This is a genomic window from Kitasatospora sp. NPDC048662 (assembly GCF_055587065.1).
On the sequence record NZ_JBVJHA010000004.1, the window covers coordinates 76,356 to 94,020 of the forward strand.

Annotated in this window: 14 protein-coding genes; 7 read left to right on the forward strand and 7 right to left on the reverse strand. The window is 70.0% G+C overall.

Annotated features, from left to right (window positions below):
* The first annotated feature begins 114 nt into the window (after window positions 1-114).
* Both ACZ6R9_RS13810 and ACZ6R9_RS13815 read left to right on the forward strand, forming a co-directional pair.
* Window positions 115-1,575 (forward strand): hypothetical protein, encoded by a 1,461-nt coding sequence (locus ACZ6R9_RS13810; RefSeq protein ID WP_465538313.1) that lies wholly within the window; start codon window positions 115-117, stop codon window positions 1,573-1,575.
* A gap of 22 nt (window positions 1,576-1,597) precedes the next feature.
* Window positions 1,598-2,134, forward strand: a complete 537-nt coding sequence (locus tag ACZ6R9_RS13815; RefSeq protein ID WP_465538314.1) for a hypothetical protein — start codon at window positions 1,598-1,600, stop codon at window positions 2,132-2,134.
* A 1,268-nt stretch (window positions 2,135-3,402) separates the two neighbouring features.
* Here ACZ6R9_RS13815 and ACZ6R9_RS13820 read toward each other — a convergent pair.
* Together ACZ6R9_RS13820 and ACZ6R9_RS13825 are read right to left on the reverse strand one after the other, a co-directional pair.
* Entirely contained in the window at window positions 3,403-4,035 is a 633-nt protein-coding gene (locus ACZ6R9_RS13820) for a transposase (protein WP_465538315.1), read from the reverse strand.
* Window positions 4,036-4,046: 11 nt separating this feature from the next.
* Complete coding sequence (locus ACZ6R9_RS13825) at window positions 4,047-5,618, reverse strand: FAD-dependent monooxygenase (protein WP_465538316.1); 1,572 nt, start codon at window positions 5,616-5,618, stop codon at window positions 4,047-4,049.
* Window positions 5,619-6,350: 732 nt separating this feature from the next.
* Here ACZ6R9_RS13825 and ACZ6R9_RS13830 point away from each other — a divergent pair.
* The 5 genes from ACZ6R9_RS13830 (at window position 6,351) to ACZ6R9_RS13850 (ending at window position 13,002) form a co-directional block, all read left to right on the forward strand.
* Window positions 6,351-6,599 (forward strand): NUDIX hydrolase, encoded by a 249-nt coding sequence (locus tag ACZ6R9_RS13830; RefSeq protein WP_465538317.1) that lies wholly within the window; start codon window positions 6,351-6,353, stop codon window positions 6,597-6,599.
* Window positions 6,600-6,647: 48 nt separating this feature from the next.
* Window positions 6,648-7,568 carry a DUF2690 domain-containing protein gene (locus ACZ6R9_RS13835; RefSeq protein ID WP_465538318.1) on the forward strand — a complete coding sequence of 307 codons (921 nt, stop codon included), beginning with the start codon at window positions 6,648-6,650 and terminating at the stop codon, window positions 7,566-7,568.
* Between the two features lie 1,133 nt (window positions 7,569-8,701).
* Window positions 8,702-10,552 (forward strand): serine/threonine-protein kinase, encoded by a 1,851-nt coding sequence (locus ACZ6R9_RS13840; protein WP_465538319.1) that lies wholly within the window; start codon window positions 8,702-8,704, stop codon window positions 10,550-10,552.
* Window positions 10,549-12,099, forward strand: a complete 1,551-nt coding sequence (locus tag ACZ6R9_RS13845) for a serine/threonine-protein kinase (RefSeq protein ID WP_465538320.1) — start codon at window positions 10,549-10,551, stop codon at window positions 12,097-12,099. The genes ACZ6R9_RS13840 and ACZ6R9_RS13845 overlap by 4 nt, the downstream gene beginning before the upstream one ends.
* Window positions 12,100-12,591: 492 nt before the next feature.
* The gene (locus ACZ6R9_RS13850; RefSeq protein ID WP_465538321.1) at window positions 12,592-13,002 is read left to right on the forward strand and encodes a hypothetical protein; all 411 of its coding nucleotides are present in this window, start codon (window positions 12,592-12,594) and stop codon (window positions 13,000-13,002) included.
* Window positions 13,003-13,761: 759 nt separating this feature from the next.
* On the opposite strand, the gene ACZ6R9_RS13855 is transcribed toward ACZ6R9_RS13850, so the two are convergent.
* The 5 genes from ACZ6R9_RS13855 to ACZ6R9_RS13875 all read right to left on the reverse strand — a co-directional run bounded on the left by ACZ6R9_RS13855 (window position 13,762) and on the right by ACZ6R9_RS13875 (window position 17,653).
* The gene (locus tag ACZ6R9_RS13855; protein ID WP_465538322.1) at window positions 13,762-14,904 is read right to left on the reverse strand and encodes a hypothetical protein; all 1,143 of its coding nucleotides are present in this window, start codon (window positions 14,902-14,904) and stop codon (window positions 13,762-13,764) included.
* A gap of 10 nt (window positions 14,905-14,914) precedes the next feature.
* Window positions 14,915-15,631: a cytochrome b N-terminal domain-containing protein gene (locus ACZ6R9_RS13860; protein ID WP_380478222.1), complete on the reverse strand. Its 717-nt coding sequence runs from the start codon at window positions 15,629-15,631 to the stop codon at window positions 14,915-14,917.
* 46 nt (window positions 15,632-15,677) lie between these two features.
* Window positions 15,678-15,869: a hypothetical protein gene (locus ACZ6R9_RS13865; protein WP_380478221.1), complete on the reverse strand. Its 192-nt coding sequence runs from the start codon at window positions 15,867-15,869 to the stop codon at window positions 15,678-15,680.
* A 990-nt stretch (window positions 15,870-16,859) separates the two neighbouring features.
* Window positions 16,860-17,216 carry a DUF1214 domain-containing protein gene (locus ACZ6R9_RS13870; protein ID WP_380478220.1) on the reverse strand — a complete coding sequence of 119 codons (357 nt, stop codon included), beginning with the start codon at window positions 17,214-17,216 and terminating at the stop codon, window positions 16,860-16,862.
* Window positions 17,216-17,653, reverse strand: coding sequence for a DUF1254 domain-containing protein (locus ACZ6R9_RS13875; protein WP_465538323.1), 438 nt, complete (start codon window positions 17,651-17,653; stop codon window positions 17,216-17,218). The genes ACZ6R9_RS13870 and ACZ6R9_RS13875 overlap by 1 nt, the downstream gene beginning before the upstream one ends.
* Window positions 17,654-17,665 lie beyond the last annotated feature (12 nt).

The window sequence follows — 17,665 nt, forward strand, 5'->3', positions numbered from 1 at the left end:
GAGCCGCCGGGAATCTGACCTGTTGCGCCTGGTCGCGCTGAAACGCCTGAGATCGGTACCCCGGCTCGCGGCACCCGCGAAGGCCCGGCGATGTGCACTCACCTTGGAGATCCTGTGGCCGATCAGGGAAGTACGGGGAAGTCAGCCGAGCCGGGTCCGGTGCGCGGTGCGGCGGTGGCCGCGGTGTGCGTGGTGGTGGCCGGGGCTCTCACCACCGCGTCGGGGACGTGGTTCTCGCCGCAGTGGAAAGCGGGTTGGCTGATCACGGGCCTCGGCCTCGTCGCGGTGGCCGTGGCGTGGCCCCGGCGCATATGCGAGGTGCCGGCCGACGAGGTGAAGAGGCGGGCGACCGCCGTCCTCGCCTTCGTCTGGGTCCTGATGCTGTGCGTCGCGGCGGTGGCCTTCGCGCTGACCCTCAGCGTCTGGTTCCACGGCCGTGAGCTCGACGACACCGCGACGCTTCGGGTCCAGGCCCTGACGGTGGAGTGCGAGGACTCCGGTGAGCACGGGCAGAAGTGCCACTACTCCTACGTCGTGAACGGGCGGGAGTACCTCGGCGACGGCAACTTCGGGGGGTCTCTTCCCGTGACGTTGCGGGTCGACCCGGCCCACCCGGGAGACCTGGGGAGGGCGGACCAGGACTACAAGCTCCTGTGGGTCGGCATCGTGCTGTCCGCGCTGACGGCCGCGGGGGCGGCGTGGGGGCTGGTGGACGGTGAACGGGACCTCGCTCGGCTTGGTCGCGACGGTTACGCACCTGAGCCGGAGCAGGATGCGCCGGAGGCACGGAGCGTGGCCGAAGCGGAGGGGTTCGGTTCGTTCGTCGCCAGGAAGAAGATGCCGGGCAGTGCCGTCTTCGTCGGCGGGTGCATGGGCGCGGTCCTGCTCATCGTTTTCGGGGTCGCCCTGGTGGCGGCCACGGGCTTCGGGTCGGCCCCGAGCCTGGTGGGAGTCGTCCTCCTTGTCGCGGCGGTGGCCGTCGTGGTGCTCACGGTCCGACGCGACAGACGCGACACCGCCAGGGCGCCCATCGTGTACGGGTACGAGTCCGGCATGGTCATCGCCTCCGAGCGGGGATGCGAACCCCATTCCTGGCAGGACGTCGTCCCCTTCGAGTTCATGCAGGCCCTGAGGAGCAGCAGTGGCCACGGGAGCAGTTCACGAACCTCCTACCACCGCTGCCTGGAGCTGCGTTCCCCCGCCGGCACCAAACTGCTCGGATTCCTCGGGCAGCGGGAGGTGGACCGTTTCGCCGAGCTGCTCGCGGCCTACGAAGTCCCGCGGACCCAGGAGCGACTCGACCGGGGAGAGTCGGTCACCTACGGCCAATTCACCCTGAGCGCCACCGCGTTGACCGTCGACGGTACGGCGTACCCATGGCGGGACATCCACCACGTCACCACGGCCGACCACGAGGTCGGCGTCGTCCTCCGCACCGGGGAAACGATCTCTGCGTTGCCCGGCGAGACGCCCCACCTTCGCGCCCTCCGCAGCCTGATGGCGCACCGGATCCGGAACGGCGGATCCCTCACGACCGAAGCCGAAGGCGACCCGGGTGGGGGCGCCCACTCCTGACCGGCCCGTCCGAGGCGACACCATGCAGGAAGGAGCGGGTCCGGACCCCGCGAAGACGCCCGGCGAGGAGTGGGCAGGGCTTGGTGAGCGAAGCAGGAAGGGCACGCCGGCCATGCCGGACCCGACCTCGGGCGGGATCGATCCCAGGTTTGCCGCGGTCGATGCCGCCCTCGATCGGAGCGACCCCGACGTCGGTACCGAGGTGATCGAGCTGGTCTTCGCGAGCGACGACTTCGAGGCCGTCGCGGCGAGGGTCGAGCGTGCTCTGGGAGCCGACCGGTTCAAGGTTCGGCAGCTGGCTTGCGTGGCCGCAGGCGACCTCGCCCGAACTTCGGGCCGTCTGACTCCCGGCATCTACGCGGCGCTGCGAGCGGAAGGACTCGGCGGGGTGGCGGACACGGCGATCAGGGACGCTCTGACCTTCATCCCGTTCCGGCAACTGTCCTGGTGGTTCCGATGGACCTGGATCCGGCTGACCGTACTGGAGGGGATCGAAGGACGATGGCTGCGCGCCGTCGACGCCGTCGAGACCGCGCGTGATGCCTGGCGGGCCAGGTAGTCAGGTCCGGACACCCTGGGTGGCCGGGCCGCCGGTGACCCGGCAGGCCGGAGGCGTGGGATTCGCTCCGGGCAGGGCGACCCTTTCGAAGAAGTCGCGGGTGAGGAGTACGTCCGCTGCAAGCCCGGATTCTCCGGGGCGGGGCGGGGCGGGGCGCAGGGCCGGGGCACGGTGGGGTGCGCGGTCGGCTGCCGGGTTCCGGTGCCGGTGCAGCGCGGTGTCGGGCCGGAGCGGCAGTCGCTTCCGACGCTGCACCTGCGCGGGTAGACCCGGTGGCGGTGCGGCGGGCCGCCTGCCTGACTGTCCTTCCGGTTGCCGCCGGCCGGGGTGGCCGGCGACAGTGCGGGGAGGGGCTGTGCGAGGCTGTAGTAGTCGGCCATGAAGCGGGTGATCTGGTCGGTGTGGTCGGTGAGTTCGGGCAGGTGAAGGGTGATGGCTTCGCGGACTTGGCGGGCGAGTTCGCCGGTGTCCTGGGCGGCCGGGTCGACGTAGGGCTCCAGGCGGCGGACGAGTTCGAAGCTGCTGGAGATGTCCACGGCGCGCACGGCCTTCTCCAGGCCGAAGCGGGGTGCGTCGGCGGGGATCACTCCGGGGAGTTTGCGGCTGACGAAGGTGACGCGGTGCAGGACGCGTCAGCACGGCGGGGTGTGTTCGCTCTGGCGGGCCTGGCGCAGTGCGGCAGCCGCACTTTCTGCAGGATCAGCCACTCCCGCAGGAAGCTCGCGACCGTGGTGCGGCGGTTCTCGTACACTCCGCGCAGCTCGCCGTCCAGGACCGCCGCCATCTCCCGTGCGGCCTCGGCCCGGGTGGCGAACCCGCCTCGCCGACGGGTGCGGCGCCGCCCTTCGTCGGGGGCGAGGTCGATACAGTACGTCCATTTCCCGTGCTTCACGTTCGCGGCCAGCTGCGGGCACCACGGGCCCAGTTGCTTACCGTTGCTGTCCGAGCAGCCGCACCGCCGGTACACCCTGCCTCGCTGTGGACGCTGTCCCATGAACCCCTCCTTGCACTCGGTGTTCTCTGCTACGAAGGTTCGCCGCCCGCTCGGCGTGTCGGGAGAGTGTGCACAGCAGGGCGTGAAGCACGCTGCGGTTGCTCGGATGTGACACGCGCAGGACGGCACGCCGCTCGGAAGATCACGGCGAGTGGTCGGCGGGTAGGCGGTTCTGATCCGCTCCCGGATGCCCCGCAGCAGGCGAACCTGCAGGCCACTGTCTCGGGCTGGGGGTCAAGGGGGCGCAGGTTCAAATCCTGTCGTCCCGACTTGCTTAACCACAGGTCAGAGGCCGTCTCCGCCTGATGGTGGGGACGGCCTTCGTGTTTTCTTGGGCAGGGGGACGAACGCGGTGTCCGCCGGGTGGGCGGCACGACTTCGACGTCGATGCCGGGTGTCTGCCCGTGGCGGGTGACGGCGGGTTGAATCCCTGGTCCACGAGGGTCTTCTTCACCGTGTCGGTGTCGGCGGCGACCTTGTCTATCAGGGCGATGCCGACGGCGTTGTCGTGGGCGGACGTGGCCAGCACCACCACGGCGATCACCAGGCCGAGCACGTCAACTGCCTGGCCCCGCTTGCGGCCTGGGACTTTCTTGCGGGCGTCGCGGCCGGTGGTGTCGGCGGGGACGCCAGCGCCGGCGTGCAGGCTCTGGGTGTCGAGGACGATCAGGCTCGGGTCGGCTGATCGGCCCCTGCGCTCGCGGACCTGTCGGCGCAGGAGGTCGTGGATGACCTGGTCGATGCCGTCGTCGCCCCGCTTGTAGAAGTAGTACTTCACCGCGCCGGTCGAGGGCAGGTCGTGGGGGAGGTAGTCCCATTGGCAGCCGGTGCGGGACTGGTGGAGCAGGGCGTTGACGATCTCCCGCAACATATACCGCCCTCTGAGATCGGCGGTGGTTCGCGTCATCGGGCGCCGGGCTACCAGGGGGCTGTCGAGCGGGTGATTGCGGTGAGGGCGCGGTGGAGGGTGGCATCGCTCGGTGGGCGGTCCCGCCAGCGGGCGCCGATGTGGCCGTCGGGTCGGACGAGTAGTGCTCCGTGCGGCCGGAGGCCGCAGAGATCGGTGTGCTCAATGGGAAGGGCCTCGATGTGCAGCGGCCATGGCGCGGCGGTCTGTTGCTCCCAGTGAATGGGGTCCGGGGTGAGCAAGGTGAACCACTCGCCGAGGGTGTCGAGGGTGGAGCGGTCGCGGGTGAGCCAGAGGTGTGGCACACGATGGCCCGGCTCTGCGGTGGGGACATAGTCCGTGCCCTGGTCGGACGGCTCGGGTGGGGAGCTGTCGTCGGTGAGGACGGCGGCAGAGTGGTAGGTGACGCCGAGCACGAGACCGAGCTGGGCGAAGTACTGCTCCGACCACGGAAGTTCGACCTGTGCCGGTGCTGCTTCGCCGGTCCGCAGCTGCTCGCGGCGCCGGTTCTGTACTTGGAGCAGCAGTTGGGTGTTGGCCACGGCTTGGTGGAGAGTCTGCTGGGCGACGGGCTGTCGCTCCGTCTCATAGGTTTCCAGCAGGCTTGGTTCGGCCCACCCTTGGAGAACGCCCGCCAGTTTCCAGCACAGGTTGTGTACATCGGCGACGCCGGCGTTCATGCCCAGACCGCCGATGATGGGCACCGCATGCGCGGCATCGCCGGCCAGCAGGATCCGGCCGTGGCGGAAGCGTTCGGCGACGAACCCGTTCATCACCCAGTGCTGAACCCGCAACACGTCGGCTTGTACGTCGGAGTCGGCGCCGAGGGCGCGCGAGACAAGGCCGGGCCAGTCGGCCCGAGCCGCGTCTTCGGGCGTGGGAACGAACCAGGCCCAGCCTCCCTCGGGGTAGAGCGGGAGGAACGTTCCGTGCGCGGTGAAGTAGACCCCGGCGGGCTGGCGGGCGCACCAGCGGCCGAGGTCGGCGTCGAACACCACGGTGGTGAAGTCCCCGATCGCTCCGGGGCCGGTGGTGTCGATTCCCAGCCGTTGCCGGACCGTGGAGCTCGCGCCGTCAGCGGCGATGACATAGCGGGCACGGACGCGAACCTTCTCACCGCGCTGGTGGTCGACGAGCAAGGCCACGACGCTCTCGGCTTCCTCGGCCAGGTCGACGAGCTCGACCCCGAACCGCATGTGCGCGTCCGCGGCGGCGAGAAGCGTGGGTTCCAACCGATCCTGCGAGGTGACCACGCCGATTGCGGGGCTCTCCGGAACCGGCGCGTTGACCCCGACCATCGCCGCGGTGGCGAAGTCGCGGTCGCGCAGGGTGTCGCGGAAGCGGACGCGGCCGTATTCCGGTGCGAATGCGTCGGCCGTGATTTTGTCGGCAAGCCCGAGCTGGCGAAAGATCTCCATCGAGCGCACGTTGACCAGCCGGGACCGGGGAAACGGTGACAGCTTGCGGTGCTTCTCGACCAGCAGTGCCCGCACACCCCAGCGCTCCAGAAGCGCCCGGGCGGTGAGTCCGACTGGCCCACCACCCACGATCAATACGTCCGCCCCGGCGTTGGCTACGGGCATGTCAAGCTCCTCCTGCTCACCTCGGGTCCGTCGGGGCGCTCGGTGACGGTGACAGGCCGGTGGTTGGCAACTCGGCCGCGCCGGTGGCGTAGCCACGCTCGACGTCGACCTGAACCGCCACCTGGTCAATCATCCGTACCCTGTGGCCGACCGCAATGTCCGCGCGTCGACATACACCCGAACGTGCTCTGGCGGGTGCACGGCCACGTCCCGGTTCTTCGTTCGCCTCGGGCCCATGGCAGCGCTGGGACCACCCGCGTCGTCAGCGTGCGGGACGCCGAAACTCACCATCTGTCACCGGCCTGATCACCCTGAAGACCCCGAATGCTCAAGATCCGTCGACACCGCCGCTGCTCACCGTGCCCGGATGTCGGCGAATGCGCAGGGATCCGTGCTCACGGAGTCACGGAACCTACAACCGCACCCGACCCCGCCCGGACGAGGAGAACACCGCCCCGGTGCAGCCGACCCGCCGTGGAAGAAGGCGCGGCGTCCGAGACGAGCCGTACGGCCGGTGAGCGCACGGTGTCAAACACGAGCCGGCACAACCCGGCCAGAAGAAGGAGACGAACATGATCGAGGGCTGGACCACGGAATCGTCGACCGTCGTGTACAGGGGATGCCGACTGGTGGTGCGCCGCGACGAAGTCCGGCGTGCGGACGGCAGCCTGGGGACGTACGAGTACACCGAGTCGGTCGACGGGGTGCGCGTGCCGGCACTCGACGCGGCGGATGCCGGCCGGGGCGCAGACCCGCGAACACCTCTACCTCGCCACGGGCCTGACCGTCGGTGAGCACCAGCGGGAGGTGAGCGAGGCCGACATGGAACTGCGCTGGATCCCCCTGACGGAGGCAGTGGCGATGTGTGGCGACGGCTGGATCACCGAGGCTGGCACCCTCGCGGCCGTCCTGCTCACCGCACAGCGCACCACCACCGCCGTCACCACCTCCCGCCCCGACAGCACCACCCCCGCGGCGTAGCAGCCGCACCGCCGCCCGTTCCCGGCCCCCGACTTTCCACGGAGATCCATGACCACCCCGCAGCTCACCGCCGCCCACTCGGACCGGCGCTACACCGACGGCATCGTCTTCAGTGCGTTGCGCCCGCAGGAGCAGAGCGCGCTCGCCGAGCACGCGCCCGCCCCCGACGGTGGCGGGCGCGCCCTGGACGTGGGCTGCGGCCTGGGCGACCTTGCCGCGCACCTCGCGCTGGCCAGCTACACGGTGGACGCCGTCCTGAACGGCAGCCGACTGCCGACCGCTGAAAGTCCCGCTGCGCCTCGCCGGCCTGTACTCCGAACTGGCGGCCGAACGGCACTTGTAGCGGCTGCGTCCGGCTGTGCGGCGGCAGAGTTGGCGCTGCCGTTCGGTGCGGGTGCCAGCCTGCGGGCCTGGTGTCCCCGTTCCAGTGAATCCCAGGTTCCTCTGTTTGCGGATCAGTCGACTGCCTGTACCTACATGGGAGTGAGCGGTTCCGCCGGAACCTTGTCGGAAGGAGCGTCCGTGCGCCTGCTTCGTGCCTGTACCTCAGCCCTGGTCTTCGCTGCCGCCGTGCTGGTGGCACCGACCCTCCTGGCGCCCGCCCCGGCACAGGCCGCGGTGACGTGTCACGGCAACGCCTGCGACGGCAAGAACCCGAAGTCGACGGGGTGTGCGGCGGACGCGAGGACGATTCCCGGCAGCGAAATCCCCAGGGGCTCCGAGCCGCGCGTCCGCGCATGGCTGCGCTATTCCAAGGCGTGCCACGCGGTGTGGGCGCAGGCCGACCCGGCCAACGGCTGGGGGTTCGGGATCCAGATCTTCAAGGGCGCCTCCTACAACGCCGATACCGTCATGTCGGGTCCCACCTATACCCAGATGGTCGGCGCGGACCAGCGGTACCGCGTGCGTCTCCAGGATCCTGGTGATGGCCAGTGGGAGGAAGGCCCGTGGCGCAAGGGCGGTATCTGACTCGCGGTGCCCGGACGGCGGGCTGCGAAGCCCACCCCTGCCCGCAACGATGCCCACCTTCACCGACCCCACAGCCCATGCTCCCGGCGCTGACGCCGAGAGCGACCACCGACCGCGGTACGACGAAGACAGAAGAGGACGAGAATACCGCCGTCGAAATGATCGAGCCGATTCTCGAAGAACACCGTCACCGGCCACTTCTCGGGGTCCGGCCCGATCGTCCGCCAGCAGCACTGGTTGTGGTTGCTGTTCCATCCCCAGGGCAGCGGGCCACCCGGGTCCGGGAAGACCGGAGTGGCGGTCGGCCGTCGGGGAGCCGGGCCACGAAGGCGGTGGCTCCCGCCGCCCGGTGATCCAAAAGAGAGACCTGGCCGACCGCAGAGCGGGAGGGGCCCGAGTCCCATCTTCCCGCCCGTAGAACTCCACCTCAGGTCGCGGCCGCCCCCGACGGATCCCTGATGTGCCCCCACGAAGCGGCGGGTCAAAGCAGGCGTACGTTTTCGGCGCCAGCCGCACTTTCTGCAGGACCAGCCACTCCCGCAGGAAGCTCGCGACCGTGGTGCGGCGGTTCTCGTAGACTCCGCGCAGCTCGCCGTCCAGCACTGCGGCCATCTCCCGTGCGGCCTCGGCCCGGGTGGCGAACCCGCCCCGTCGGCGGGTGCGGCGCTGTCCCTCGTCGGGGGCGAGGTCGACGCAGTATGTCCACTTCCCGTGCTTCACGTCCGCGGCCAACTGCGGACACCACGACCCCAGTTGTTTGCCGTTGCTGTCCGAGCAGCCGCACCGCCGGTACACCCTGCCTCGCTGGGGACGCTGTCCCACGAACCTCTCCTTGCACTCGGTGTTCTCTGGCACCAAGGTTCGCTGGCCTGTTCGGCGTGTCGGCAGGGCGTGCGGGGTGGGACGCCCTGCCGACACGCCGCCAGGGGGATCACGGCACGTAGCCAGTGGGTAGGCAGTTCTGATCCGCATCCGGGATGCCCCGCAGCAGGCGACCCCGTAGGCCGTTGTCTCGGGTGGCGTCAGCGGGATGCTGCAGGTGGTGGTTGGAGTGCTGTTGCTCGGTGTGTCCGGGGTCGTTGCTGGGCCTTGGGGCCATTTTGGGACCAGCTGTTATGGCCGCCGGTGGACGCATGTGGACGGAGTTGGACATCTCTGGCCGAGGTAGCACCTGGGCCTCCGTCAGGTCGCGCGAGCCGCGCGAGCAATCGATTGGGATCAACTTTGCCTTGCGTGAAAGGAGTTGGCCGCCTGCTCGGGACCCATCGAGCAGGCGGCCAACCGGCAAGGCATTAGACTCACGGCAAGGGGGACCTGGCGTGCAATCACTGGCATCTCACGACCCGACGCACATCGGACCGTTCCGCACGGCCGGGGTGCTCGGACAGGGCGGCATGGGGCAGGTACTGCTCGGGGTGGCGCCGGACGGGCGGCTCGTCGCCATCAAGCGGGTGCACGCCGACCTCGCGGAGGACCCCGGGTTCCGCTCTCGCTTCCGGCGGGAGGTGGACGCATCCCGCCGGGTCTCCGGGGCGTACGCCGCACCCGTCATCGCCGCCGACCCCGATGCGCCCACCCCCTGGCTCGCCTCGCTCTTCCTCGCCGGGCCGACCCTCGCCGAGGCGCTGGAGGCGGGCGGGGCGCTGCCCGAGCAGACGGTGCGCCTGCTCGCTGCCGGGCTCGCGCAGGCGCTGGGGGAGGTGCACCGGGTCGGGCTCGTGCACCGGGATCTCAAGCCGTCGAACGTCCTGCTGACGGCCGACGGCGTCCGGGTGGTGGATTTCGGGATCGCTCGCGCCGCCGACCACCAGACGGTGCTCACCCGCACGGGAGCGGTGATCGGCTCGCCCGCGTTCATGTCGCCCGAGCAGGTGCGCGGTGAGCAGCCGGGGCCGCCGAGCGACGTCTTCTCGCTCGGCGTCACACTCGTCACAGCCGCCACCGGCCGTAGCCCGTACGCCGGTGACTCGCCGCTCGCCGTGATGCACGCCGTCGCGCACGGCGTGCCCGACCTCGCCGCGGTACCGGCCGGGCTGCGCCGGATCGTCGACCCGTGCCTGGCGAACGAGCCGGCCGATCGGCCGACGTCCAGCCAGCTCCTGGAGCTGGTCGGCCCGCTGGCCCCGACCGGACGCCCGTGGCCGGCGAGCGTGTACGCGCAGATCGAAGAGAAGAGAAGCAGCGCGGCCCGGCTCGCTCAGGCCGCGCCCCCGGTCACCCCTGCTCCGGCGGTGACCGCCTCCGTGGCCACCGCCCCCACCATGACCGCCCCTGCTCCGGCGGTGACCGCCTCTGTGGCCACCGCCCCCACCATGACCGCCCCCGTCGCGCCGCCCCCCGCCCCGCGCCGCCGCCCCCGCTGGCTCGTCCCCGTCATCGCGTCCTGCGTGGTGCTCGCCGCAGTGGCGGCCCTGGTGCTGACAGCCGACCCGGAAAAGGTGTACCAGGCGGTGGCCCCCGACCCCGTGCCGACACCCGGCAGCACCCCGCTCGCCGAGGTCGCCGACAAGTACACCAAGACCGTCCCCACCTGCGCGCAGGCCGACCGCAGCATCAAGGCTCCGGCCGACTTCGGCATGCCCAGCGGCAACAGTGACGGCGTGGGCCAGGAGCCCGGCCCGGACGGGCAGCAGCATCCGGCGAACTCCTGCGTCTGGAACAGCCGCGCGGGCGACGAGGTCGAGGTCTACTGGGACCTCTTCCTCTCCCGACCGGGGGGCCTCACCGGTGCCCAACTCGCGAAGCAGCATTACGAGGGCATGTACCTCGGCGCCAAGACCCCGCGCGACCCGAACCTCGGTGTCGGCGAGGAGGGCATGTGGTATGCCACCCCCGATGACGCCAACTGCGAGCTGTACGTTCGGGACGTCAACCTGGAGATGTTCATCATGGTCAAGGGCGTCCACTACCCGACGGGGGCGGTCTGCCAGAACCTCGCCAAGGACATGGCCCGCCAGGGCCTGGCGGCGGTGGCGGCCCTGTGAGCGGAGAGAACCAACTGCCCCGGCAGGCCGGACCGTACGTGCTGCTCGCCGAACTGGGCCGGGGCGGCATGGGCCGGGTGCTGCTCGGCGTCACACCGGACGGGCGCCCGGCAGCGGTGAAGCTGGTGCACGCCCGGCACGCGGCCGAGCCCGACTTCCGGGCCCGCTTCCGGCGCGAGGTGGCCGCATCCCGCCGGGTCTCCGGGGCGTACACGGCGGCGGTGCTGGACGCCGACCCGGACGCCGAACAGCCCTGGCTGGCCTCCGTGTTCGTGGCCGGCCCGTCGCTCGCCGCAGCCGTCGGGAAGGCCGGCGCACTGCCGGGACCGGCACTGCACCGGCTGGCGGTCGGCCTGACAACGGCCCTGACGGAGATCCACCGGGCCGGCCTGGTCCACCGCGACCTCAAGCCCGAAAACGTGCTGCTCGCCGAGGACGGGGCCCGGGTCATCGACTTCGGCATCGCGCGCGCGGCGGAGGGGCGGGAGACCACCGAGCTCACCGGCACCGGCTGGGTGATCGGTTCTCCGCAGTTCATGTCGCCGGAGCAGGCGGACGGCCGGGAGCTGACCGCGGCAAGCGACGTCTTCTCGCTCGGCTCGGTGCTGGTGCTGGCGGCGACCGGCCGCAGCCCGTTCGCCGGCCCGTCCGTCCTGCAGACGCTCTACAACGTCGTGCACGCCGAACCCGACCTGACCGCCCTGCCGCCGGCCCTGCACGGGATCGTCGCGCGCTGCCTGGCCAAGCAGCCGGCCGACCGCCCCATGCCGGCCGAACTACTGGCCCTGCTCGGGCCGGTGCTCCCATCGACCGAGCCGTGGCCACCCGCCGTGCAGCTCATGGTGGCGGCGCAGCGGGCCCGCGCCGAGCATCTGCTGAGCGGCGGGGCCGAGTACCCGGCGCCGCCCACCGCGGCCGCCCCGCCGACCGCGCTGCGCACTGTGCCCGACCTCCCCGTCCCACCGCCCCGTCCCCGCGCCCCACGCCATATCAGGTGGTGGGTCGTGGGCGGGCTGCTCGCGGCCGGACTCGGCATCGGCGGCTACCTGATGCCCAGCCAGAAAGGCAGCGGCAGCGAACCGCCCGACGCCTACTACACGATGCCGACCTGCGCGCAGATGGCGCCCGTTATTCCGATGAAGGATCAGCTGCAGGCGGACAAGGGATCGGACACGAACATCGGGAACCACGCCAAGACCGAGTGTCACTGGTTCCCCGTGGCCCCCCTCACCCAGGGCGATCCGGTCCCGGACGAGAGCGGCATCGTCTCCTGGGAGATGTACCGTTCGACCCGCGCCCAGAACGGCACCCGGGCTGCCGAACAGGACTTCGGCGGGACGGGCAACCGGCCCGAGACCGGCCTGGGCTTCGGCGACCAGGCCGACTGGCTCGACGCCACCACCACCGGCCCCAAATGCCAGCTCAACGTACGCGCAGGCAACCTGGTGATCCGGGTGTACCTGAAGCGCGACACCTACCCCGACTGCGAGGCGTCGGCCCGGGACGTCGCGAGGGCGACCCTGGCGGCCATCCCGGCAGGAGCGTGAACCGCTCCCGTGTCACCCCTCAACCTTGTTGATCCCTGCCAGCAGCCACCGCAGCGTTCCGGCTCCTGGAGGGCGTCAAGGGTTGGGGTACTTCTCGGCGTGGAGCAGCCGGGTGTGCCGCCAGGGGTCGGGCGACCGGCTGCTGCGCAACGGCCGCCAGGCTCCTGCCGGGCCCCTTTGCCCAGACCCGCGCCCAGTCCAGGCCGGCCTCGAACCGCGCGTCCGGCATCGACCACAGCATCCCGAGCGCGTCCAGCATGTCGACCCGGTGTGGCGCCGGATCACCAGCCGAAGTGCTATATCCGCTGGTCCGCCAGCCGGCGGCTGAGCTCGCCGCCTGGGCGTTGCCCGGTGGCCTCTGCGTGTACATGCGCGCCTGTTAGCATCGCGACTCGCGCGGACTTGTGGGGGACCGTGCACGGGGAGAACGGAGCGAGACCCATGAGCGTACCTACTGAGATCTCACAGTTTCGCCTGGGCCACCGAACGAGCATGACCCGCACCGAGGGGCTGCGCAGCACGACCTATCGGTCGCAGTGGCACCTGTTCCCGCTCGGCGCGAGCCGACGCCCGGAAACGGGGTCCGTGGTTCTCGACGTAGTGTGCGGAGACTGCCGCGTTCCCATCAGGGTCGTGCTGGAATCCGAGCCGACCGCCGCGCAGAAGCAGCGGACCCGCAGCACGCTCGGCTGGCTCCTGCTCGTGGCGGGGATCGGCCTTGTTGTCATCGCTTGCCTCATCGGCGGCAGCGGCGCCGGTGCCGGCTTGGCAGGCGTGACCGGCTTGTTGGCCGTGGCCGCCAGCTTCGGCGTACGCAACGGGGCAAAGACCTATTCGGGCGTCCGCGTGGACCGCGACCAGCCCACCACCACGAACACCCCGCACCGGATCTTCGTCCGCTGACGCCGCCGAACGATGACAGGGCCTGCTCGATGCCGCCCGGGTGTCCGCGCTGGAGGTGCGCGCCGTCACGGAGGTCAACCGAAGGCTGACCAGCGCGAACCTGAGTGATGCCAATCTGGGTGATTGGCAGGCGGACTCGGGCACGCGTTTCACGCATTATGCCGTGCTCCCCGCTGTGATCGGGTCGGACGAGACCATGTGGCCCGCAGGACTCGGGCCGGTCATTCGCCGCCGATCGGCGGTGGCCGCTACCGCGTGCAGGGCCCGGGAAATAGCGGAGTAGATCCGGATGTCCCTCCGATCCCCGTGAGGTGATCGTTCAGCCGCAGGCAAGGACGCGGCCTGACCGGGTGGATTCGCCGGTTTGGTCAGGCCGCCGCGACGACTGGGAGTTCGCTCCGTCGGGCTGCTCGCGGCGGGCCGCCAGGAGTTCACGGCGCCGGCCCGGGTCACCTGCCAGCGGCCCACGGCGCTCGGATGCGGATCCAGGACGACCGCCGCGCCCGCCGTCAATCTGGTGCGCCGCGCGCTCCGTCCGGCGATTTCGCGGTCCGGCCACCGACCCCGCGGAGACGGCTCTGCTGCACTTCATCAGCGGCACCATCGGAACGCCAACAGGCGTCGGACGTGCGCCAGACTCGCCCCGGGCCGGCGTCGAGCCGTCGCCCGGCTCCGGCTAGCCCCCGCCGGCGTCGAGCCGGCGCCCGGCTCCGGCGAGGGCTGGTGGCATTGTCGTTCAGGGGCTCCATCCGGGCTCAGTCATGTCGTGGGGCTCGACGGGGCGGGACCTGGCTCGTCGGACGTCTCGGCGGGTGGATGGCCACCGCCGGTGCTGCGGTAGTAGTCCCGGTAGATGATCTTGTAGAGGGGGATCCAGCGTGGAATGCGATTGATGCCCGGAATCCATGGCGCGAACGTCGGCAGCAGGAAGCCGAGCAAGATCATGAGCAGCCCGACATCGAGGTCGAGATTGGCGTTTCCGGAAGGGTTGAGCGCAGGAATCTGGTACATGCCGGCATACAGCCAGAGCCAGACCTGCCCGGGGTAGTTCCACAGTTCGTTCATGACGCCCCACTGGTCACCCGCGACGCCCTGCGCCGTCGCGATGTCGGCCCAGAGGTTGCCGTCACCGAAGAACATGGCCGCTTTCGTGGTGTTGGTGCTCAGCTGCTGATCACTGCTCTGGAAATAGCCGTCGAGGCTGCCGTTCTGAGCGATCAGCTGTTCCGCCTGGATGATCACCGGGACAGGTCCGTAGTCGCCCGGGCCCACCGTGGCGGAGGTGGGGGTGAACGTCGCGCTCGGGTCGGCCAGCGCCTTGGCGTAATTGTTGAGCCAGATCGTCTGCTGAGGCGATGCGATCCGGGTCGCCGCTGCGCCCGGTGAGAGGTCGCCGCCGGCGGCCTTGTACTGACTGACGGCCGCCGCGACGGCGGGGTCGAAGGGCGCGGCGAGCCGGGAGACCGGGGCCAGGACGAAGTCGTCGGCGGTGTTGATCGGCAGGGTCAGGCCGAAGACCGATTTCGCGATCTCCGCCGGGCGGATCCCGGCGATCTCCTGTGATGCCCCGGAGGTGGTGTTGAACGGCGGGCCGTACCCGGCCGTCTTGCTCCCACCGAGCAGCTCCTGCACCGCCGTCTGAGTCAGGTCGGAGGGGTCGTTGGTGTCCCAGTACTTGGCGCTGAACGCCTGCCCGGGTGGGGAGGTCGGGCCATTGGGATAGGTCAGACCACCGTTCGGGGAACCCCACAGGCTTGCGGCAAGTACGCACAGCAGGGCGACGACGACCACCGCGACAGTGCCCTCGGCGATGAGATCGAAGCGGCGTTCGGGGCCTTGCCAGGTGGCGAGCGCGTGGTGCTTGGTGCGAGTGGTGCCCGGCTCCTGCGCGGGTGCTGCCATCCTTGCCTCCTCAGCCCCGGACCGCGGTTCGGGCCGGCTCGTCGGGCACCTCCAGTGCTTCCGCCCCAGGTGGCGGCGCGACGCCCCTGCGTCGGATCAGGCCGATGTGCACCAGGACGATGAACAGCAGCACGGCGACGGTGACGACCATGTGCATGGTGAACTGCTGACCTGCGTTCATCACGTTCCAGATCGAACCGATGCCGAGTGCGTTGAACGCGTCCTTGGCCTGCTGGCCGATCCACTGGCTGTCCCAGTTCGTCATCATCAAGAAGCCGGTGAAAGCAGTCAGGATGCTCACAATGAAGGCGAGGACACCGGTGATCCACGTCCAACCGCGCCCGCCGCGCCAGCCCATGGTGAAGAAGCTCGTCATGAAGTGGACGGCCATGAACAAGAACATGGCCTGCACGCCCCAGAAATGAATGCTGTTCATAAAAGCGCCGAAGGTGTTTGTGTGCCAGAACGACACCCCACCCAGTGCGATGATCACGCCGCTGACGACCGTGATGATGAGTGCCGCGAGCGTCAACACCCCCATGGTGTAGAGCACCGAGGAAACGAATGCCGGCTCCCGGTCGGGCAGCAACTTGCGCAGCGGGAGGTTCCGTACCAGGTAGGCCCGCAGCCACGGGCTTGGACGCTTCCACGAGAACCCTTCGGCACCCGTGGTGTTCGTGGTCGGGTCCGGTCCCCGGCCGCCCGGGGCGGCACCGCCGCCGCTCACCGGGCATTCCCGGCGGCTGCATCTCGGGAGATGACGGTCCGGCCGGTCATCGCGCGTCCTCCGGCGGCTCCGTTTTGCCGCCGGGCAGCTTGATGAACATGCCGGCAACGAAGATCAGCACAACCAGGCCCATCTCGATGAGGTTGCCGACCTTGAGAGTGAACCAACTGAACGTGGCGGCGTTGAAGCCGCCGTCGCCCACCAGGTCGAACACCGGCCCCCAGAGCTGTTTGATCATGCTTCACCTCCCTTCGACGATCGGTCGGACGACACGTTGCACCGCATGCCCTTGCCGGGCCGCAGCAGCCAGGGGTGGCCCTCTCGGAGAGGCGCAGCGGCGCGGCAGGGCCACCGAGTGAGTCGCACCGAAACCGGTGCTCAGCGAGGCTCGCGTGAGCTTGAGCCGTGTGCAAGGAACCCGCGGAAATCCCCTTGATTCTCTGGCATTTTATTCGGCGGGGACGGGCAAGAGGACTTTACTGGCCTCAATCCCTCAATCGTGTGAGAGGCGAAACCGCGACAGGGGAAGAATGGACCGGATTTCCGTGGGGCGAATCCTTTCAGCCGCCTGGCGAGCGCTGTGCCAATCGGAGCAACTGGTTCGGGGCCGCTCGCACGTGCCCGTTCCACGGATTTCTGTCGCGCTCCGATTCCCGCCCCTGGTTCCGCTCGTCCAGGCGCTCGATGGCGGTGATGGGCAGCGGGGTGGGGGCCGCAGCGCCGATGGACACGGCCCCGCTCGGGAACGGGTGTGCTGCGCGTGGTGATCGCCTCGAAAGGGTCGGGCGCGTCGGTCTTGCCTCCCATTCTGTGCAGCTTCGGCGACCACCGAGCGACCACCGGCAGAGGAAGACCCATTCTGACCTGCGGTTCTCCCTTGGGAAGTGGCAAAGGGAAGGCGGACTGCGGTCGTGATCGGCAGGTGCGCCGGCATCCACTCCACCGTGGCCGCCAGCGTCCGGCGCGGCCTGCCCTGCTCACCCGTTGTCCTTTTGTCGCTGGATCACCGAAGTGTCCAACGACGATCGACCCGACAGGCGGCGACAGTGCGGGAAGTGACCCGCCGTTGCAGCGCGTCGACCTTGTCGAGGTCGGACGGTACCGCGTGCCGGGCGCGGCGGTGCGAACAGGATCACCGGGAGACGGAGGGACGCCGCTCCCACGGACGGCAGCGGTGAATCGGCACCCCGGCCGGCCCGGTCGGGACGGCCGGGGACGGACGGGAGCCTCAGGGCAGGAGCTGGATGTCGGGCAGGGTCCAGGTCTTGTCGGAGAAGGCGGAGGTCGGGCCGTAGAGGCGGAGCATGACTTCGAAGTCGGTGGAGTGAGTGGGGATCCAGTTGGTCTCGTGTCCGGCGGGTGCCTGGGGGCCGAAGTAGAGGTCGACGGTGCCGTCCGGGTTGACGGTGAGGTCGGGGTCCAGGGAGGAGCGGCTGAGTCGGTCGGAGCCCTGGATGAAGGTGTGGGTGCCGCGGTCGTAGACGGTCACCGACCAGTACTGGCTGACCGGGACGTCGGCGGTGACGGTGAGGCGATAGCTGCCTTGCCCGTCGAAGGGGTTGCCGTCGGCGTCGTCGATGGCCATCAGGTAGGACTGGCCGGTGCCGAGGTGGCGGGTGGAGAAGAAGCCGAAGGTGTAGGTGACGCCGCGGTCGTCGGCAGGATCAGGTACTTGGCGCTGCCGCCGGCGTCGAGGCCGGCGGGGCCGACGTCCTCGATCGCGGCCTGCCAGTAGTTCATGACGCTGCCGTTGATGGTGCCGGTGTCGGCGGGCGGGACCTCCAGCACGACGGGGCCGTCGGCGGTGGTGAAGAACGCCATGACGTAGACGACGTCGGGGTTGGGGGTGAGGCTCTGGTTCTGCCAGGTCATGCGGCCCGGCCACCAGACGATCTGGTTCTCGCCGCTCATGCCGGCGGCGACGCCGGCGTCGTACATGAGGCGGTAGTTGACGGCGGGCATGCCCCAGATCACGGCCTGGAACGCGCGTCCGTACAGGGTCTGCTGATCGATCGGGTCCATCTGCTCTCGCCC